The organism is Pseudoalteromonas sp. S2721 (assembly GCF_005887425.1).
In the GTDB taxonomy this organism is placed as follows: domain Bacteria; phylum Pseudomonadota; class Gammaproteobacteria; order Enterobacterales; family Alteromonadaceae; genus Pseudoalteromonas; species Pseudoalteromonas simplex.
In genome coordinates this window covers 39,553-59,969 of record NZ_PNCZ01000038.1, presented here as the reverse complement: position 1 = coordinate 59,969, position 20,417 = coordinate 39,553, and the positions used below count along the sequence as shown (strand labels likewise).

The following is a 20,417-nucleotide window of genomic DNA, read 5'->3' as shown; positions in this document are numbered from 1 at the left end:
GACTGGCTCATCTATTTTTTAAAGCTTACACTTTCCAAAAAATGCCTTTGCGGTAGCAGCCGTACATCACACCATAAGACACCATTAAAAACAGCAGTGAAAAGCTAAATGAAGCGAGGTGATCATTACTGATCACTAATTGTATTAAGCCATAAATACTGCCTTTTAAACTGCTATCGCCGAGCGGGATCATAATTAATAGCCGTGCAAACACGCCCGCAAACATAAAAAATAATATCGCATTCGCACCAAATACAATAAACGGAGCGCCCCAACTACGCAGCTTATAAATATCTAAAATAGCACTGCACAGTGCATAGAAAATCGCTGCAAGCCCTGAGCTGAGTAGCACATAGCTCGGCGTCCATAAGGCTTTATTGATAGGTGTTATTAGTGCAATCGCATAGCCAGCAATAACGGCTAATGTGCCCAGTAAGATAAGTGTACGGGCTTGTTTTTTAAGGTCGGGTTGCTTAGTTAAATAAACCGCAGCCAATATGCCGCTTAGCGCACTTGCAATGGCAGGCAGTGTTGAGAACAGTCCTTCAGGGTCAAATGGCAGTGGCTTAGCATTGGCATAATACAGGTGATGACTACCAAGTACGGTATTGTCTATGAAGGCACTTAAGTTATTGCCATGTAACCATAAACCACTCACTACCTCGCCGTTTGGCAAGGTATACGGGATATAAAGCATGGCGGCACCATAAAATAATAAAAGAGCGATGCAAGTAATGGCTATTTTCTTAGGTGATAAATAAAGATAACAACACAGAGCTACTAAATAGACCAAACCGATACGTTGCAGCACACCTAACACGCGCAGCTGTAATAACTTGTCATCAACCCAGCTAAAAGAAGGATCTCGAAAGTTGTAATAAAACAAGGCTAAAAACCAACCGAGAGCAATGAGTTTAATGGTACGAATAACCCCTGCTTTTAGTATGTGTTGATCACTGATCCCTTTAGCACGCAAGCTATTTACTGATAGCGTGATAGACATGCCGACAATAAAAATAAAAAACGGAAAAATTAAATCGGTAGGTGTCCAACCATGCCAGTCAGCATGCTTTAAAGGCCAATACATCGCTCCCCAGCTGCCAGGGTTATTCACTAATATCATTGCGGTAATAGTCAAACCGCGCATTACATCTAACGCCATCAGGCGATGTGAAGGGAGTTTATTGATGATCGCAGAACTATGTTTAAACATGAAAAATTTCTATATTTTTTCTTTATTGTAATAAATTATTCCTTTTGGGCAAGTTTATTTGTCAATATAAATTTTGATTTTATTGCATCATCATTGAGCTAAATCAAATTATGACGAAAGTTTTATAGAGGCTGTAGTGATAAATTGCTAGTATAAATGTATTAGATGTACCCGATATGGACATTGGGCTTTGATGTGAGAATTACAGTGCTTAATGGTCTTAAGGCAGGTTTAAATCTGCGCCGCTTAATTTTATTATTAGCGTTTTCGGCAACGCTAATCACCTTTCTAAACAGTTATTACTCGAGCTATCAAGTTCAAAAGCAACAACTAATAGATAAAACGCTTGAAAATCACAAAGCTTACGCAGCTAAACTGGTATCGGCTACCGATAATTTTTTATTGGCGGCGCAGCAGCAACTGGCTTATGTAGGTAAAATTCTTGAAAATGACTTTAATAATCAAGGGTTGATAAATGCTGAAGCAGAACGATTGAGATTACAAACTAACAGTTTTAACTCGACCATTATTGTTAATAAACAAGGCGATATCTTAGGGGTATCACCGCAATCCTTAAAACTTAAAAATCGCAAAGTTGATAGTTTTGGGACTAAAGCTGCGCTTTCTTATCGAACCCCGATGATCAGCGAACCGTATATTTCGATGGCGGGAAATTTGCTGATTTTTATTTCTCAGCCTTTATTTGATAAGCAAGGTGAATTCATTGGCTATGTCGGCGGTACATTATATTTGAAGCGCACAAGCATTCTAAACCAGCTTTTACAAGTTCACTATTATCGCGATGGTTCATATTTATATGTTGTTGATGAGAATCATCGCTTGCTTTATCACCCTGATACAAAAAGGATAGGGGAGCAAGTTTTTGAAAACCCTGTGATCAAGGCTGTTTTGAAAGGGCAAGCCGGAACTGAACTATTAAGTAATAGCAAAGGGGTTGAAATGTTGGCTGGCTTTGCTCCTTTAACCGTTGCTCCTTGGGGAGTCATTGCACAACGACCCCTTGAAGACACATTAGCACCGCTTGATAATTTAATGTGGCAAGTCTTCATAAAAACGGCGCCTGTGGGTGTCATCACTTTAATATTAATTTGGGTATTAGCTAGAAAAATAGCGAGCCCATTGAGGCAACTTGCTGAAACCGCAAATACGTTGGATAGGCCAACCACAACACGCGAGTTAATGCTAATTCGTTCATGGTATTTTGAAAGTAATGAGCTTAGAAAAGCAATGTTAAAGGGAGTTGGTTTATTACACAGTAAAATTGGTTTGTTACGTCAAGAAGCACAGACAGACTCACTAACAGGGTTACACAACCGTAGAAGCTTTGATGCGCAGTTAAGTCATTTTATTGCACAGCGCTGCCCGTTTGCAGTTTTGGCAATCGATATTGATCACTTTAAGCGGGTTAACGACGAGTTTGGGCATGATATTGGTGATGTGGTATTACAGTCGCTTGCTAAAATTTTGTTAGATGTAACTCGTGATAGCGACGTTGTTGCTCGTACTGGTGGAGAAGAATTTATTGTGATCATGCCAAGAGTTGAGGTCAAACGGGCGTATCAGCTTGCAGAGCGCTTGCGGATGCGGATATCTGAAAGCTACATTGACCCTGTTGGCTGCATTAATGTATCTATTGGTATATCTGGTTGGCCGATTGAGCAACTGAACATTGATGAAGTACTTAAGCTCGCTGACCAAGCCTTATATCAAGCTAAAAAAACGGGCCGCAATCGTTCTGTAGTTAATGCAAGTTATGGCCAAGATTTCACAACTATTTCTGAGTCTCCAATCTTGGAATAAGTTATTTAATGTGCAATAGTGAATGTTATTAAGTTATTTATGGAAAACCAAAATGGCATTCACTTTTTTGACTCGTTTACCTAAATCCATTTCCTTGTTAAGTATTGCTGTTATTTTAACAGGCAATGTTTATGCAGACTCAAGCGATGATAAACGTAGCGAATTTGTGGATGTTGGTGCTTTGCTACCGAATGCTGTGTTAGATATTCGTTATTTTGGCCATCATAACTTTGTTGGCAAACCTGTTGATGGTTACAATGCGCCAAAATGTTTATTGCACAACAGTGCTGCTACAGCCCTTAAAAAAGTGCAAGTAGCAGCGCAAACCCAAGGCCTGAGCTTGAAAATATATGATTGTTATCGCCCGCAGCGCGCTGTTGATCACTTTGTACGTTGGGTTAACGATTTAGAAGATACCCGCACTAAAGCTGAGTTTTATCCAAACTTAGGCAAAGACAAACTGCTTGGTGATTACATCGCTGCTAAATCGGGTCATAGCCGTGGTTCAACGATTGATTTAACCTTAGTTGATGCAAAAGGCAATGAGCTCGATATGGGCTCACCATTTGATATGTTCGACACTCTTTCTAACACCGACGACCCACGCATTAGTGCAGAGCAAAAAGCCAATCGATACAAATTAAAAAGCCTGATGACTGAGGCCGGCTTTGCGCCTTATTCAATGGAATGGTGGCATTTTACTTACAAACCGCAAGCATACCCCGCAACCTATTTTGATTTTGTGGTGGAGTAGGTAAAACAGCTTTAAGCTTTCAGCTGTAAGTTTTAAGCCGAAAAGTGTTGTTTTTGAATGTTGAATCAGCTTGATTAAATAGCGTTGAATGTTAGACACGCCATGCAAGCATGACGCCTACGGTTTGATGTAGGCGTGAAACTTGTTTCACGCGTCTGACAGCTCCTTCTAGAACCTAGTATGATGACGCGGGATAAACCCGCTGCTACAGGCTGACAGCTTCTTCACGTTGGGTTTCGCTGCGCTCTACCCAACCTACATCACCTCTTTTACCGGTGAATAATCAACTTTAATTTCAACAACATCGACATTGGCATTTTGTTTAAAAGCGTTTTGCACTTTTAATAAATCAGTGTCTTTTTCTGCAAGGTAGCGGTAGCTTTTGTTGGTCATTTTTTTCAGCGCATATTGACTGCTAAGCTCTACCGGTAAGCTATTTTCTTTTAGCGTTAAGTAAATTGCACCCGTTGCAATGCCGCGCTCTTGCATTGCGTGATTAAAGACTTCTGTGCCCTTGGTTAAAGTCGGTGCATCAAAGGTAATTTTTTCGCCATTATTACTAAAAGCGTTCGTAAATTTTTGCTTGTTGATTTCGACTGCTTTTTTAACATCTTTAACTGAAATTTGTTCTTTTTGTGAACTGGTTGTTGGCTGTTGTACTGTATCTTGCTCGCTTATTTCATTTTTTTGACAGCCAGTCATTAGAGCTAAAATTAATGTAAGAAATTGTATTGTAAATATTTTTTTCATACCCCACCTGTTTTTTTGTTACTTTTTTTTACAATTAATTCTGTTTTTTAATTGTTCTATTAGGTACATTGGAATTGGTTATGATTGTTAACCGAAAATAAAAATATAACAATAGGGAACGTAAATAATGTCACAATTTAAAGTAACAGCAGTTGCTACTATGGTAACGGCTATTTTGGCATCATCTCAAGTACAGGCAAGCGAACAAACTCGTTTTTATAATACTTCAAGCGTTAGCTCACAAGTGCAATTCAACCCCCAAGTATCTCAACAACGTGCATTAGCTGAGCGAAGAACTGTTTCGGGTCACAAATCAATTTTCGATGAGCAGTTAGGTAAAGCTACGTTCTTATGGAAAGCAGTTGGTCAAGCTAAACCTGATATGGCGATGGTGCTTCCTGAGCAACGTAATGCCTATGCTGCAGATTTTTATTTAAATGCCTTAACGGGTGTTAGCACTGCGAAAAAAGGTTTTTCAAGTGCTGTATTAACAGATTTATCTGAGCAAAAACTTGGCTCAATCACAGCTAAATACAAGCAAAAAGTACTCGGCGTTGAAGTTTTCAACCGTGAATATAACCTGATTATGGACAAAGAGCATAATTTAGTTGCTGGCTCTGGGTATTTCGCAAATAAAGTGACGAGTTCAGTTGCTCCTCTAGGTGAGTTCACAAGTGCTGAGCAAAGCATTAAACGTGCAATTAAAGAACTTGCTGATATCAATGTGTCTTTAACTAAATCAACTGAGCAAGGCGACTATGTTAAGTACACTGTGTCTAACCAAAACGGTGACAAAGTTGTATTAGGACAGCCACGTGCTAAGAAAGTATTCTTTGAAGTAGCGGGTGAGCTGCAATCTGCATACTATGTTGAAGTAGAAGTTGCTGATAAAAACAGCCTGGAAAGCGATTACTTCAGCTACGTTATTGGCGCGCAAAACAGCAAAGTTTATTTCAAGAAAGACTTAAAAGCACACGCGGCAGACTTTAACTACCGTGTATGGGCTGACGAAGATGGTTACCCGTGGGAAGGTCCACACGGTGACGTGATCCCAGCTGATGGCCCAGATCAAATTGATGAAACTGAAATCCTAGATGCACCACTCGTAAGCCTGTCTTACTACAAAAAATTAAGCACGATGGATCCATGGCTTGCTGATGATGCTACAACAACATCAGGTAATAACGTATTTGCTTATGCTGATGTTATCGCACCACAAGGTTTTACAGAAGGTGACTTCACAGCTGAAACCACATCAGATTACACATTTGACTACCCTTATCAAGTTGATCAAGTAGCAAACAGCTACGACAACCGTAAAGCAGCTATCGTTAACTTGTTCTATATGAACAACTTCTTACACGATTTCTTCTATGACCATGGTTTTGACGAAACATCAAATGTTGCGCAAGTATCAAACTACGGCCGTGGTGGTGTAGAAGGCGACCCTATCGAAGCGCAAGCGCAAGATAATAGCGGTTTAAATAACGCTAATATGGCAACCCCTGCTGACGGTGCAAGCCCACGCATGCAAATGTATTTATACAACTCGAAAGATGCGAAAGTGGGTGTAGATTTTGGTGTGGTTGTTACATCTGACGAATCAATTGGTCTTCTAGAGTCTTCTAAAGTATCAGGCTTTGGTCAAATGCAATTTGCTGATATCGCAGGCGAAGTTGTTCGTCTAGTTGATGGCGATGATGCCGATTCTGGTAGCGTAACAGATGGTTGTCAACCAGCAACAAATGCAGCTGAACTTGCTGGCAAAATTGCGCTAGTTGATCGTGGCTCTTGTAACTTCACAGCAAAAGTACTACACGCTCAAGAAGCGGGTGCAATTGGTGCAATCGTTGTAAACAACAACCCTGATACAGATGAACCAGCGCCGATGGGCGGTGAAGATGATGCCGTTATCATTCCTAACATGGGTCTGAACTATGCTGACGGTCACGCACTTTACGATGGTATCGCTGCAGGCGACACTGTTACTGTGAACATGTTCAACAAAGCAACGTTAAAAGACGGTACGCTAGATAACGGTATTATTGCTCACGAATGGGGTCACTACATCAGTAACCGTTTAGTGGGTAACTCATCAGGTCTTATCAACTTCCAAGGCCGTGCGATGGGCGAAGGTTGGGGTGATTTCCACTCACTTATGTTCATTGCTAAAGCTGATGACATTAACATTCCAGGTAACGACAAGTTCCAAAAAGCCTACGGTAGCGGTACTTTCGTAGAAGATTTCTACTACGGTATCCGTCGTGTTCCATATTCAACTAATATGGAAGTAAACCCGCTGTCTTTCCGTCACATTACTGAAAATGAAGGTGCTGATGTAGGCATTGCACCAACAAGTGTTGCTTCACCACACGCAGCAGGTGAAATTTGGGCAACTATGCTTTGGGAAAGCTATGTAGCACTTATCAACGAGCACGGCTTTGAAGACGCACAAAACCGCATGGCTAACTACTTAGTTGCTGGTTACAAGCTAACTCCTGTTGCTCCGCTATACACAGAAGCACGTGATGCTATCTTAGCTGCAGCGTACGCAGTAGACCCAGAAGATTACAAACTAATCTTAGGTGCATTTGCTAAGCGTGGTATGGGCTTAGGTGCTGTAGCACCAGAGCGTTTCAGCGAAGATTTAACCGGTGTTGTTGAATCAGACAAAATGAAACTTGCTAGCTTCACATTGAAAGATGTGGCAATGAATGCAAACTACAACGGTGCTGAATTAGGTTATTGTTCAAACGATAACGTGCTAGATAAAGGTGAAACAGGCACATTAACTGTTAGCATCATGAACACAGGTAGTGAAGTACTAACGGGTACACAAGCACAGTTAACAGTTGTTAGCGGTCACGATGTAACGTTCGAAAATGATGGTTTAATTACATTCGACGATACAAACCCGTATGCTTCACAAACAAGCGCGCCTATCACGTTTACGCTAAATGATGCAGGCACTGCTGATACACTTGAAATCGAAGTGTCATTCCCTGAACTGTCTGCTGATGACGAAATTGTTGAAGCAGCAACCGATAAAGTATCTTACCTTGTGAACATGGACTTTGAAGATAAAGCACCAGTTAGTTCACAAACTGCTGACGATATGGAAATTGCAGGTGCATCATTACGTGACTGGAAAGAAAACGTAATGACAGGTGATGACCTAGCCGTTGGCACGCAAAGCATGGCAAAAGGTGGTTACGTTCCATTTTTTGATAGCTTTGGGTTTGGTCTTGGCGAGCAAACCATGTACCTAAATAACAATGACTTCCAGTCTGATGTTGCAATCGAATCAAGAGAGTTTGATATCGGTTTTGCGGGTGACTTTGAAGTTTCATTCTGGCACTTCTACCTAATCGAAAACGAGTGGGATGGTGGTGTTGTAGAAATCAGCGTAAACGGCGGTAACTGGGTTGATGTTACTGAAATGGGTGGTACATTTGATGTGGGTTACGATGGCCCTCTAATCGAAAACGACGCGCAAGCACTACAAGATCGCGATACCTTCACAGGTAACAATGTTGATGAAAACGATGTGTATGGTAACTACGAAACAATTCGTTTCGGAACTGAACTAAACGGTAACCGTGCCAAGCTTCGTTTCCGTATTTCATCTGATAATGCCGTTAGTAGCTTTGGCTGGTGGATTGATAACGTAACTGTTAGCAATGTAACGACACCAATCTTCTCAAATGTGATTGCTGGTGATACATTCGCTTGTGATAATGCACTACCATTACTTTCGGTAGCAGGTGATGCGACAGTGTCTGAGTCTGCTTCAGGCACATTAACAGCAACAGCGTCAGACCGTAACAGTGATGACACACTAAGCTATGCATGGACGCAACTAAGCGGCACAACAGCATCACTTACAGGTGCTGATACTGCGACTCTAGGCTTCACGCCTGGTGCTATCTCAAGCGATGACGAGTTAGTATTTGAAGTAACAGTGAGCGATGGTACAGACTCTGTATCTGAGCAGTTCACTGTTGCCGTAACTAACGAAGCTGAGCCAGTAGAAGAGAAGAAAGTAACTAAATCTAGCAATGGTAGCTTTGGTTTCTTAACACTACTACTTGCACCATTAGCGCTTATCGGCCGTCGCCGTAAACGTAAATAAGACTTTTAAATAGTGATAACAAAGCCCTTACAGTTCGCTGTAAGGGCTTTTTTGTTTTTAAGTTAGCGAGAGTAAAGTTAGCGAGGGGAAAGGTACGAGATGCGAGGTGGCAGCGATTTTACATCGCGTCCTAGGCCCTAGCACCTAGCGCCTGATGTTTACATTCGTAGGCGTGAAACTTGTTTCGCGCGTCTGACCGCTGATAGCTGAAGGCTGACAGTTTCTTAATGTTGGGTTTCGCTGCGCTCTACCCAACCTACGTGGAGAGTCAACAGGTTGAATGCTGTGGGGTTAATAAACACTCGATAACCCCACACTTCTGACTTACAGCTTAAAGCTTAAGGTCAGCTATTGAACGGTTGCTTTTAGGCCGCGGCGTTTTAATAATGCTGAGGTGTCTGGCTCTTGACCGCGGAATGCTTTGTACGATTCCATTAGGTCACGTGAGTTACCGACTTCTAAAATTTCTTTACGGTATTTATCACCGATTTCACGTTTTAGACCGCCTTGCTCTTGAACAAAGGCAAAGGCGTCTGCTGCTAAGATTTCACTCCACATATAAGCATAGTAACCCGCTGAATAACCGCCGCCCATTGAGTGTGAGAAGAAGGCTGACTTATAACGAGGTGGTACAAATGCTACATCAACACCATGTTTTGCAAGCGCTTGTTGCTCAAACTTTTCAATGTCTTGTAAAGGAGCATCAGCAGAGAGTGAATGCCATTCCATATCAAGTAGTGCAGCAGCAACGTATTCTAGGGTATCAAAACCTTGGTTGAAGCTACGTGATTGAATTACTTTTTTCAGTAGCTCATCAGGAATTGGCTCGCCAGTTTTATGGTGTTTCGCATAGTTAGCGATAACTTCAGGATACATTGCCCAATCTTCTTCAAATGTTGATGGGAATTCAACGAAGTCACGTGATACTGAGGTGCCAGATAGAGTAGGATACTTCACGTTTGAGAACATGCCGTGTAAGCCATGGCCTAGCTCGTGGAAGATCGTTGTTGCTTCATCATAACTGATAAGCGTAGGTTCGCCATTCGCGCCTTTTTGAATGTTCATTACGTTTACGACAACTGGCTTTTGTTCTTTAAGGCCTGATTGTTTAACGAAAGAAGTCATCCAAGCACCACCACGTTTACCTTCACGCGCGAAGTAGTCAGCAAAGAAAATGGCTAAGCTTTTACCATTTTCATCAAATAACTCATAGGCTTTTACATCCGGGTGATAAACCGGAATATCGTTACGTGGTTTAAAGGTGATACCGTATAAACGGTTCATGGTGAAGAATACGCCGTCTTCTAAAACACGGTTGAACTCGAAATATTCTTTCACTGCATTTTCGTCAAGGTTATATTTATCTTTACGCACTTGCTCTGCGTAGAATAACCAATCCCATGGCTGTAATTTGAACTGCTCACCTGACTCATCAATCTTAGCTTGAATTGCAGCTGCTTCTGCGTTGACGTTCTGCATTAATGCAGGGATCATGCTCGCAAACATATCAAATACAGCTTGTGGTTTTTTCGCCATTTGCGACTCTAAACCAAAATCAGCCCAGCTGTCGTAACCTAATAGTTTCGCTTTTTGAGCACGTAAGTGAGCAAGTTCTGCCACGATATCACGGTTACTATTTTCGCCCGATAATGCACGCTCAGCTGATGCACGCCATACTTTTTCACGTAAATCGCGGTTTTTCAGTGTTGCCAGAATAGGCTGACGCGTGGTGTTTGTGATCTTAATTAGGTATTTGCCTGGATGGCCAGCTTCTGCAGCGGCATTGGCAAGCTGCTCAATTTGACCTGCTGGTAAGCCCTCAAGCTCTGCTTTGTCATCCACTAAAACAACATTTGTTTTAGTCAGCGCTAATAAGTTTTGTGAGAACTGAGTTGTTAAGCTCGAGTGCTTTGTATTGATATCACGAATTTGTTGTTTTTGCTCTGCACTTAATTTTGCACCAGCACGCACAAAACGTTTGTAGTAAACGTCTAATAAACGCTTTTCTTCAGCAGTTAAGGCAAGGCTGTCAGCTTCGCTGTGAATAGCCGCTACTTTCTCAAAAAGTGCTTTATTTAAGAAAATGTTGTCGCTATGAGCCGCTAGTTTTGGCGCTAACTCTTTTTGTAATTCACGACGTGCCGGGTTTGAATCCGTACCCGCTAAGTTATAAAAAATACTGCGTGTGCGTGTTAATAGCTCACCACTTTTCTCAAGCGCAACAATCGTATTGGCAAAATCAGGCTTTGCTGGATTGTTGATAATAGCTTGCACTTCAGCCATTTGCTCAGACATGCCTTTATTAAATGCCGGCATGAAATGTTCATCTTTAATCGCACTGAAATCAGGCGTTTCGTATTGTAATACGCTTTTCACAAACAGTGGGTTAGCTTGCTCATTTGCAGCAACAGGCGCTGATTGCTCTGATTTAGGCGTTGATGTTGTTGTTTGCGGTTCTGAACAGGCTGTAAGTAACAGCGCAGAACTGATCGCGGTTGCGATTAGGTGTTTCATAGTTTTTCTCTTGTCATTTTTAAAATTAAATTGTGTCGATATAACCTTGCACATACGTTTTATAAGCTCTTGATTTGCATAGCGGTTAAAACGAATTACAAAAAGTGCTACAAAAAAGCACTTATGTGAGGCAGGTATCACCATGTGATCAATGAGCCCAGCATACTGTGTCTTACTACAATTGACCTCATACGTTGCGATAAGGTGATTATTGGCTGCGATAAGTCGTTAAAATTCTCTAAGATCGGAAAGCCACTTATTACTTTGCAGCTTAAATAGCCTGATCCAACTAATCTTTTTGACTCATAACAGTGTCCAAATAAAAATCTTATGGTATGTTATATTGTAACAATTTAATCTGCAATCAATCTTGCCATGGAGTGCATTTTTTTACGATAAGTTGCAAATGTTGCTGAATAAGCAAGGAGTCATATGGCTATCATAATCAAACACGCCTGTGTTGTTAATGAAGGACAGCGTGAATTAAACGATGTACGAATTGTTGGTAATCGAATCGCTGAAATTGCCAAAGATATCAGTGCCAAGGCCAATGATGAGGTAATTGATGCAAGCGGTCTGTTGCTATTACCAGGCATGATCGACGATCAAGTACATTTTAGAGAGCCAGGTTTAACCCACAAAGGTACGATCGCCAGTGAATCTGCCGCGGCAGTGGCAGGTGGCATTACAAGCTTTATGGAAATGCCTAATGTCTCACCTTCGACTACCACGGCAAAAGCACTTGCTGATAAATACGCGATAGCGGCGCAAACGAGCGCTGCGAATTATGCGTTTTACTTTGGCGCAACCCCAGACAACCTTGATGAAATTAAAGCTCTTGATGCTAAAAATGTATGCGGCGTTAAAGTGTTTATGGGAGCATCAACAGGTGATTTACTGGTTGAACACCCACATGCTCTAGAGGCCATTTTTCGGGAAAGCCCAGTACTCATTGCAACCCATTGCGAGCAAGGGGAGGTTATTCAACAAAACCAGCGCCGAATAGAAAAACGCTATGGTGAGTTACGAATAGAACATCACCCGTTAATTCGTGATGAGTTAGCGTGTTATGCATCATCATCGTACGCCGTATCGCTGGCAAAACGCTATGGCTCGCAGCTGCATGTTTTACACCTTACAACAGCAAAAGAGCTAGAGCTATTTAGTAACGCGCCTATAGAGCAAAAACACATAACCGCCGAAGCTTGTGTGCATCATTTGTGGTTTAACCAAGATGATTACACACACTATGGTAATCAAATTAAATGTAACCCTGCCATAAAATCAGAGCAAGATCGCCAAGCGCTACTCGCAGCAGTACGCGATGGTCGCATTGATATTATTGCCACCGATCATGCCCCTCATACTTGGCAAGAAAAGCAGCAACAATACAGCGCTGCACCAGCAGGACTCCCGCTCGTCGAGCATGCATTACTATCGTTACTTGAGCAGGTAAAACGTGGTGCGTTGAGCCTAGAGCAAGTCGTTGAAAAAACAGCGCATAACGTGGCAAAGCGATTTGCTATCGAAGATCGAGGGTTTATCAGAGAAGGTTACTTTGCAGATTTAGTCCTGGTTGACCCAAGCGCAGAAAAGCACGTTGAGCACACAAACACACATTACTTATGCCAATGGACCCCTTTCAATGGCACTACTTTTTCACACCGAATAACACATACCTTTGTAAATGGTGAGTGTGTCTTTGATGGACAGCACGTGTACCCGCACAAGCAGGCCGCTATGGCCTTAACATTCAATCGTTAAAAGAAGTTGATATGCAATTACCCGATATTACCTCTCACTCTAATGTAGATTTTCAGTCGCCTTTAAAATGGGTTGGCATGGAAAAAATAGCATTGCCTTTGAAACTTGCACAACCTCATGTTGATGTGCATCTGAATGCCAAAGCCGATATTTTTGTTAGCCTTGATAGTGATGCTAAAGGCATTCATATGTCGCGTCTTTATTTATTACTTAATCAGCTATTGGCTAATCAAAGCTTATCGACTAAGCGTATTAACGAGTTTATGGAAGCCGTTTTAGCATCACAAAAAGGCTTAAGTAAAGGCGCAAAACTGGTGCTGCATTTTGATTTACCGCTGCTAAAACCAGCACTCCTTAGCGACAATGCCGGATACAATGCTTACCCTGTTGTTTTAACGATAACTAAGAAGCAGTCGATGACTATCAACTTAAAAGCTGATGTAGCCTACAGCAGTACCTGCCCGTGTTCAGCGGCATTATCGAGGCAGCTTTTGAGCGAAGCCGTCGATAAACAATTTAGCGATGAGCATATAGATAAAGCCTCTTTACTCAGTTGGCTTGCAAGTGCACAGGGCTCTATTGCAACCCCTCATAGCCAGCGTTCTTATGCTTATATTGATGTCACTTTTAGTAGTGAGAAGCTACCTGATATTGGCGGCTTTATCACAGTATGTGAGCAAGCCATAGGCACCCCTGTACAAACGGCCGTGAAGCGTGAAGATGAACAAGCATTTGCTGCCCTTAACGCAAAAAACTTACTGTTTTGCGAAGATGCAGCAAGGCGATTAAAACAGTGTTTCGAAACCATGCCGAGTATTGCTGATTACCAGTTTAAGGTCGAACACCAAGAAAGCTTACATGGCCACAATGCCGTGGTTCATGAATCTAAATATTAAGCTGATGAGTCTAAGTGTTAGGCTCATGAACCTCAAATGGTTTACAAATTTTGACATTAGCGGTCGCAAAATATTGCTATTCATTTTCACAATGATAATGATACGAGCGCTAAAAATGATGAACATAATAATATAAAGGATGACTATGCGTTTTAAATTTATTGCTGCTGCAGTGGGTCTCGCTGTAGCAAATGTTGCTGTTGCCGACGAAGGCATGTGGCAGCCTCACCAGTTACCAGAGCTTGAATCAGTGTTAAAAGCGAAAGGCTTGAGCATCGATGTAGAGTCAATTTCAAAATTAACAGAGTTTCCGATGAATGCGGTAATTAGCCTTGGTGGTTGTACAGCTTCGTTTGTTTCACCAAAAGGCTTAGTTGTCACAAATCATCACTGTGCCTATGGTTCGATTCAATATAACTCGACTACCGAGAACAATATTTTAGAAAATGGCTTTTTAGCAAAAACAACGGGCGAAGAAGTGCCTGCTGCGCCGGGTTCTCGTGTTTTTGTAACAGAGCAAGTAACTGACGTTACAGATAAAGTAAATAAAGGGACTGAAAAGTTAACCGGGAAAGCACGTTTTGATGCTATTCAAGCAAATGAAAAAGCACTTGTTAGTGAGTGTGAGCAAGACCAAAGCTACCGCTGTAATGTGTATACTTTCCACGGTGGTCTTGAGTATTACCTGATCAAATCGCTAGAAATTAAAGATGTGCGTTTAACGTATGCACCCGCTATGGGCGTCGGTAAATATGGCGGCGATATCGACAACTGGATGTGGCCGCGTCACACAGGTGATTTCTCGTTCTATCGCGCGTATGTTGGCAAAGATGGCAAGCCTGCTGAATATTCAGAAGACAACGTGCCGTACCAAAGTGATGCGTTTTTAAAAGTAAGCGCTAAAGGCGTTCAAGAAGGCGATTTTGTGATGGTTACTGGTTATCCGGGCAGCACAAACCGTTACCGTATTTCGCCTGAAGTTGATTACGTGTTTAACACAGCTTACCCATTAGCGCGTAAATATAACTCTAAATATGTCTCGTTAATCGAAGAAAATGCACCAGAGGGTTCAGAGGCACGTATCGCTTACGAAAGCACGATTGCGGGTTATAACAACTACATTAAAAACTACGGTTCAATGATTGAGAGCTTTAACAAAGGGTCAATGTATAGCCGTAAGCAACAATTCGAAAAAGATCTCACCGCGTGGATCAATGAAGATAGTAAGCGCAAAGCTAAATACGGACAGGTACTTGCTGATTTATCTGCGCTAGTTGCACAGTCGCAGGAGCATAACCAGCGTGACCGTATGTTAGGTTACGTACACCGCTCACAAATGATTTCAACTGCTCGACGTTTATACCGTTTAGCTTACGAAAAACAAAAGCCAGATGCTGAGCGCGAAAGCGGTTATCAAGAGCGTGATATGCCACGTATCGAGTCTCGTTTAAAAAGCATGAGCCGTCGTTATGATGAAGCCGTAGATAAAGCTATTTTACTGTACTTTATTGAGCAATATGCTGCATTACCTAAAGACGAGCGAGTTGCAGAGGTAAATAAAGCACTGGGTCTAACAAACGGTTTTGATAAACAAAAACAGCAAGCCATGCTTGATGATATGTATGCTAAATCGGTTCTTGCAGATGAAAGCAAACGTTTATGGATGGCAGATCTTGACCTTGCTCAGTTAAAGCAAAGTAGCGATCCATTTATTCAATATGCGCATGCAATTTTTGCGGTCACAAAAGATATTGAAGATGCGAAAAAAGAACTGGCTGGTAAACAGCAAGCTGCTCGTCCTGCATTAATGGAAGCAATCATTGCTTATAACAAGGCACTTAATAAGCCTGTTTATGCAGACGCTAACAGCACCTTACGTGTAACTTACGGTACGGTAGGCGGCTATTCACCGCAAGATGGCTTAGTGGCAACCCCCTTTACATCGTTAGAAGGCCTGCTTGCTAAAAACACCGGTGTTGAACCATTCAACTCGCCAGAGAAACAAAACGAGTTAATTAAGCAAAAGCTTTATGGCGATTATACCGGCGGTATGAATACGGTTCCGGTTAACTTTTTATCGAACGTAGATACTACAGGTGGTAACTCAGGCTCTCCAACATTAAACGGTAATGCTGAGCTCGTTGGTTTGTTATTTGATGGTGTTTACGAAAGCATTATTGGTGATTGGGATTACGATGAAAACTTAAATCGCTCAATTCACGTTGATTCACGATACATGTTGTGGGTGATGGATAAAGTTGATAATGCTCAAAATTTACTTAAAGAGATGACTATCGTTAACTAACCTGAGTTTAACGTTAATTTTAGTATTAAAATGCCAGTCACACAGACTGGCATTTTTGTTTTTAACATTAAGATATAGTATTTGACTTATTCTGGCAACTCTATATAGTGAGCGGTAGCTAAAAAGCGTGTAATTAATAAATCTTTATTTCGTTGTTGTATAAGTAATACTTGTAGTACCGTCCTGAAGTTTTTAAGTTCCATCTGATTTTTTGCTACACCCGCCCACTACGGGCAATATTTAATTTTTTATATCAGGAATATGACTATGTCTAACGTTGTTTCAGGTACAGTTAAGTGGTTTAACGAATCTAAAGGTTTTGGTTTCATCGAGCAAGAAAATGGTCCAGACGTTTTCGCTCACTTCAGCGCTATCCAATCTGAAGGTTTCAAAACTTTAGCTGAAGGCCAACGTGTAGAGTTCACTCTATCACAAGGTCAAAAAGGCCCTCAAGCGGACAACATCAAGCCGCTATAATTTTACTGAAAAGTAAAATAGAGAAGAAGCAAGCTACGGCTTGCTTTTTTTATGTCTAAAAATTGACTGGACTAGTTAATATTTCTATATTTAATGCAGCTGTGTCATTAGAGTGTATTAATTATTTTAAAATATTTGTTGTTAGCGTGCCTAAGCTTTGCACCTGTAGTGTTTGCAAAAGAAAGTGTCACCATTTACACCGAGCATTTCCCGCCATATAACTTCTCAAATAAAGGGCATTTAGAGGGTATTAACTTAAAGTTTGTTAAGGCCATGTGCATCGATGCCAAAATTAAGTGCAATTTTGAGCTCTTACCTTGGTCAAGAGCATTCCACTTGGCGCAACAACAGCCCTTGTCAGGGTTAGTCTCTACAGCCCGAATTACGCAAAGAGAAAAGCTGTTTAACTGGGTAGGGCCGTTGGCCTCATCGCGAAATTTCTTTTATAGATTAAAATCAAATGAGCGTATTAATCCACTTGATCTACCCCAGGTAAAAGAACATAGCCTATGTGTTGTGCGTAATAGTATCTATGAGCAATTTGTAGAAACAATTGGTTTTAGTGACGGTAAAAATTTGCTGAAAGTGAGTCATAGTTATGAGTGTCTTAATTTATTTTTCAAAAATAAAATCGAGCTAATTATTGGTTCAGATCTATCATTTGATTATCAGCTAACTCAATACGGGCACCCTGGACGAGAAGTCGTTAAGCTAGTTGAGCTTCCTCTTAACGATACATTAGGGAATTATTTAGCATTAAATAAAAACATACCCATCGATGTAGTTGAACGTTTGCAATCAAGTTACGAAAAGCTAATTGCTCAGGGTAAGTTAGACTTTTTTATTGAGCAATATAGTAATACCAATACAAAATAATTTTTATTAGTCATCGTTAGCCGTTGAAGCTATCGGTAGCTGAGTACTACTATCATGGTGCAGTGTAAAAGGCACTGGGGGTTGTTCAGAGTAGCAAATAACGAATTTTTCTTGCTCTTACTTAAGGCCTATTTGTTCGCATGACCTGACTATATAGCGTTGATGCCTGAATCTCAGCAAACGCATTTTTTAATGCATTGATATGGTGTGGGTTAGTATTTTTGTTTGCAGCTAGGAACCCTTTCATCGCTAAAAAATCAATTGCAAAGGCAAAGTGTAAGCTCGATTCATCAAGGCCTAATTCATTAGCCATAGCGGCGATATAGTTTTTATCGTCAATGATTAAATCAACCTTCCCCGACATCAACAACTGATATGACTTATTGATGTCTGAAGTATACACAACAGTGTAACCGCGCTCAGTTAAGCGTTGTGCTGCTAAGTCATGACGCTGAACTGCTATCTTGTATTGTTTGGCTTGCTCATTGGAGGTGATGTTTATATCGCGGCGTTCGCTTAATTTCACAAAGCCCATTTCATAGGTGGCTACTTCACCAATCCAATAGAAATGATGTTCACGCTCTGGAGTTTTAGCCATGCTGTAAATGAAAGTATTCGGCTTTTTTAGTGCCATATTATAAGCACGGGCCCAAGGGTAAAGCTCTATATTCGCGTTCAAATTAGCTTTAGCAAAAATTGCTTTTACAAGCTCGGTGCTCTCACCGGCAACTTGGTTATTAATTAGAGTTTGATTAGGTGGCGACAGTTCAGTCACAACGGTTAGGGTCGGCTTGCAAAGGGCTGGCCAACTTAAGAAAAAGGTTAGTATATAAATTCTAAAATAGTTCATTTATGCACTTAAAAGGATTTAGTAAATAAATCTTAGCACATAAAACGATAAAAGGGCCTTGCGGCCCTTGGTGAAGTATCGTTCAAGTCAGATAGACCTTTAACCCCTTAAAGTCCTATCCTATTGTTTTGCAACTACGGCTCATCTCATTAAGTTTCTAAGCTAGCGAGAGGAAAAAACCTGCAATTGCTGCACTCATGAGGTTAGCCATAGATCCTGCTAACACTGCTCTGAGCCCTAAGCGTGCGATATCCTTTCGCCGACTAGGCGCCATACCGCCTAATCCACCTAGTAAAATTGCTATCGATGATAAGTTAGCAAACCCACATAACGCGAATGTGACAATCGCTTGTGTGTGCGCACTTAACGTATCGCGATAATTAATAAAGTCGAGGTAAGCAACAAATTCGTTAACTACAACCTTCTGACCTATAAAACTGCCTGCGATTACTGCTTCGTCCCAAGGTACACCTAATAACCATGCAACCGGAGCGAATACGTAACCTAAAATTTCTTGTAGCGTTAATGTTGGATGATCAAACCAACCACCAATACCGCCTAATAACCCATTTAGAAGTGCAATAAGTGCTACGAAAGCAAGTAACATCGCACCTACGTTCAGTGCTAGTTGCATACCGTTTGCGGCACCTGATGCGGCAGCATCAATTACGTTTACCGGTTTTTCTTCTTGTACGTCTAAATCAGCTAAATCTTCTTTTGGTGTTTCGGTCTCTGGCACAATCATTTTTGCCATTAAGAAACCACCTGGTGCCGCCATAAAGCTGGCTGCAATTAAGTATTTAAGCTCTACACCAATTGTTACGTAACCTGCCATAACAGAACCTGCTACGGTAGCAAGGCCACCTACCATTACCGCAAATAGCTCTGACTTAGTCATGCTGGCGATAAATGGCTTAACAATCAATGGTGCTTCTGTTTGACCAACGAAAATATTGGCGGTTGCAGAAAGCGATTCAGGGCGCGAGGTTTTCAATAGCTTTTGTAAGCCACCGCCTAGAATCTTGATTATCCAATCCATCACCCCGATGTGATACAACACAGCAACAAGTGCTGAGAAGAACACGATAACGGGCAATACTTGTATCGCAAAAATAAACCCTAAGGTATCTTGCGATGCCAGTGAGCCAAATAAGAAGCTAATCCCGTCATTGGCATAACCAATAACTGATGAGACTCCTCGTGACATACTTGCCAGTACGTTTTTGCCCACTTCGAAGAACAAGACAAAGCCACCAATTAACACTTGAAGTAAAAAGGCGATGCCTACAGTTCTTAAATTAATTGCTTTACGGTTCGTTGAAGCCGCAAAAGCAATGCCTAGTAGCACAACAATGCCAACTAAGCTCATAAATGTTGTCATACTGACTGTTTCCCGTTGTTATTGTTGCAGTAAATATTTTATTTTACTTTTAATTATATCAATGGCAACGCGATTCATACCGCCGCGTGTGACTACGAGATCAGCTTTGTGCTTAGATGGCTCAATAAACTGATAAAACATAGGTCGCACTGTCGCTTGATATTGATCAACAACGGACTGTAATGTTCTGCCACGCTGCTCCATATCTCGTTGCATACGGCGCATAAGGCAGATATCTAACGGTGTATCAATGAACACCTTAATATCAAATTCTTTTCGAAGTGCCGGATCACTCAGTAGCAAAATACCTTCAACGATAAGTACTTTTGCAGGTGCCACTCGACGCGTTTCATCGCTTCGGGTATGCATTGCATAGTCATAAGTTGGTACGTCTACTGATTCTCCAGCGCGCAATTGAAGTAAGTGCTCATGCAAAAGCTCATGCTCGAAAGCATCAGGGTGGTCGTAATTGGTTTGCGTTCGATGGTCAAACGGCAAATGCGACTGGTCTTTGTAATAAGCATCTTCTTCGATCACTGCGATCGCGCCCGGTTCAAGCTCATTGACTAATTCGTTATAAATTGTCTTGCTAAAAAGAGACTTGCCCGACGCAGATGCGCCAGCAATAGCTATAATTGTTCGTGTCACTAAAGTTCTCGCCCACACAGAAGGAAACATTGTTAG

Annotated in this window: 14 protein-coding genes; 8 read left to right on the top strand and 6 right to left on the bottom strand. The window is 41.4% G+C overall.

The genetic code is table 11. The features are described 5' to 3' along the window. Window positions 1-25: 25 nt before the first annotated feature. On the bottom strand, window positions 26-1,213 hold the full coding sequence (locus tag CWC02_RS14610; RefSeq protein WP_138619016.1) for an acyltransferase family protein: 1,188 nt from the start codon (window positions 1,211-1,213) through the stop codon (window positions 26-28). Between the two features lie 195 nt (window positions 1,214-1,408). Here CWC02_RS14610 and CWC02_RS14605 point away from each other — a divergent pair, with 195 nt between their 5' ends. Both CWC02_RS14605 and CWC02_RS14600 read left to right on the top strand, forming a co-directional pair. Beyond that, window positions 1,409-3,034, top strand: coding sequence for a sensor domain-containing diguanylate cyclase (locus tag CWC02_RS14605; RefSeq protein WP_249364116.1), 1,626 nt, complete (start codon window positions 1,409-1,411; stop codon window positions 3,032-3,034). Between the two features lie 52 nt (window positions 3,035-3,086). Continuing rightward, entirely contained in the window at window positions 3,087-3,788 is a 702-nt protein-coding gene (locus CWC02_RS14600; protein ID WP_138619012.1) for a M15 family metallopeptidase, read from the top strand. Window positions 3,789-4,043: 255 nt separating this feature from the next. On the opposite strand, the gene CWC02_RS14595 is transcribed toward CWC02_RS14600, so the two are convergent. Further along, on the bottom strand, window positions 4,044-4,538 hold the full coding sequence (locus CWC02_RS14595; protein ID WP_138619010.1) for a serine protease external chaperone: 495 nt from the start codon (window positions 4,536-4,538) through the stop codon (window positions 4,044-4,046). A 127-nt stretch (window positions 4,539-4,665) separates the two neighbouring features. Between CWC02_RS14595 and CWC02_RS14590 the strand changes: the two genes are divergently transcribed. After that, window positions 4,666-8,670, top strand: a complete 4,005-nt coding sequence (locus CWC02_RS14590) for a rhombosortase-dependent M36 family metallopeptidase (protein ID WP_138619008.1) — start codon at window positions 4,666-4,668, stop codon at window positions 8,668-8,670. Window positions 8,671-9,018: 348 nt separating this feature from the next. On the opposite strand, the gene CWC02_RS14585 is transcribed toward CWC02_RS14590, so the two are convergent. Further along, entirely contained in the window at window positions 9,019-11,184 is a 2,166-nt protein-coding gene (locus CWC02_RS14585; protein ID WP_054553617.1) for a M3 family metallopeptidase, read from the bottom strand. Window positions 11,185-11,616: 432 nt separating this feature from the next. On the opposite strand from CWC02_RS14585, the gene CWC02_RS14580 reads away from it, so the two are divergent. From CWC02_RS14580 to CWC02_RS14560, 5 genes are all read left to right on the top strand, one after another. Then, window positions 11,617-12,948, top strand: coding sequence for a dihydroorotase (locus tag CWC02_RS14580; RefSeq protein ID WP_138619006.1), 1,332 nt, complete (start codon window positions 11,617-11,619; stop codon window positions 12,946-12,948). Window positions 12,949-12,959: 11 nt separating this feature from the next. Further along, window positions 12,960-13,844, top strand: coding sequence for a GTP cyclohydrolase FolE2 (gene folE2 / locus CWC02_RS14575; protein WP_138619004.1), 885 nt, complete (start codon window positions 12,960-12,962; stop codon window positions 13,842-13,844). A gap of 145 nt (window positions 13,845-13,989) precedes the next feature. Further along, on the top strand, window positions 13,990-16,149 hold the full coding sequence (locus CWC02_RS14570; protein WP_138619002.1) for a S46 family peptidase: 2,160 nt from the start codon (window positions 13,990-13,992) through the stop codon (window positions 16,147-16,149). 267 nt (window positions 16,150-16,416) lie between these two features. Then, on the top strand, window positions 16,417-16,626 hold the full coding sequence (locus tag CWC02_RS14565) for a cold-shock protein (RefSeq protein ID WP_119852743.1): 210 nt from the start codon (window positions 16,417-16,419) through the stop codon (window positions 16,624-16,626). A 168-nt stretch (window positions 16,627-16,794) separates the two neighbouring features. Beyond that, window positions 16,795-17,502 carry a substrate-binding periplasmic protein gene (locus tag CWC02_RS14560; protein WP_082389280.1) on the top strand — a complete coding sequence of 236 codons (708 nt, stop codon included), beginning with the start codon at window positions 16,795-16,797 and terminating at the stop codon, window positions 17,500-17,502. A 121-nt stretch (window positions 17,503-17,623) separates the two neighbouring features. Here CWC02_RS14560 and CWC02_RS14555 read toward each other — a convergent pair whose 3' ends face one another. From CWC02_RS14555 to udk, 3 genes are all read right to left on the bottom strand, one after another. Next, complete coding sequence (locus tag CWC02_RS14555; RefSeq protein ID WP_138619000.1) at window positions 17,624-18,352, bottom strand: substrate-binding periplasmic protein; 729 nt, start codon at window positions 18,350-18,352, stop codon at window positions 17,624-17,626. A gap of 157 nt (window positions 18,353-18,509) precedes the next feature. Continuing rightward, a complete protein-coding gene (locus CWC02_RS14550; RefSeq protein WP_054553401.1) occupies window positions 18,510-19,733 on the bottom strand; it encodes a NupC/NupG family nucleoside CNT transporter in 1,224 nt (407 codons plus the stop codon). An 18-nt stretch (window positions 19,734-19,751) separates the two neighbouring features. Next, on the bottom strand, window positions 19,752-20,381 hold the full coding sequence (gene udk / locus CWC02_RS14545; protein ID WP_138618998.1) for a uridine kinase: 630 nt from the start codon (window positions 20,379-20,381) through the stop codon (window positions 19,752-19,754). Between the last annotated feature and the right edge of the window lie 36 nt (window positions 20,382-20,417).

Coding starts and splice junctions, on each gene's coding strand:
- CWC02_RS14585 (WP_054553617.1), bottom strand. CDS start 11,184: ATGAAACACCTAATCGCAACCGCGATCAGTTCTGCGCTGTTACTTACA.
- CWC02_RS14600 (WP_138619012.1), top strand. CDS start 3,087: ATGGCATTCACTTTTTTGACTCGTTTACCTAAATCCATTTCCTTGTTA.
- CWC02_RS14580 (WP_138619006.1), top strand. CDS start 11,617: ATGGCTATCATAATCAAACACGCCTGTGTTGTTAATGAAGGACAGCGT.
- CWC02_RS14570 (WP_138619002.1), top strand. CDS start 13,990: ATGCGTTTTAAATTTATTGCTGCTGCAGTGGGTCTCGCTGTAGCAAAT.
- folE2 (WP_138619004.1), top strand. CDS start 12,960: ATGCAATTACCCGATATTACCTCTCACTCTAATGTAGATTTTCAGTCG.
- CWC02_RS14590 (WP_138619008.1), top strand. CDS start 4,666: ATGTCACAATTTAAAGTAACAGCAGTTGCTACTATGGTAACGGCTATT.
- CWC02_RS14595 (WP_138619010.1), bottom strand. CDS start 4,538: ATGAAAAAAATATTTACAATACAATTTCTTACATTAATTTTAGCTCTA.
- CWC02_RS14555 (WP_138619000.1), bottom strand. CDS start 18,352: ATGAACTATTTTAGAATTTATATACTAACCTTTTTCTTAAGTTGGCCA.
- CWC02_RS14610 (WP_138619016.1), bottom strand. CDS start 1,213: ATGTTTAAACATAGTTCTGCGATCATCAATAAACTCCCTTCACATCGC.
- CWC02_RS14565 (WP_119852743.1), top strand. CDS start 16,417: ATGTCTAACGTTGTTTCAGGTACAGTTAAGTGGTTTAACGAATCTAAA.
- CWC02_RS14550 (WP_054553401.1), bottom strand. CDS start 19,733: ATGACAACATTTATGAGCTTAGTTGGCATTGTTGTGCTACTAGGCATT.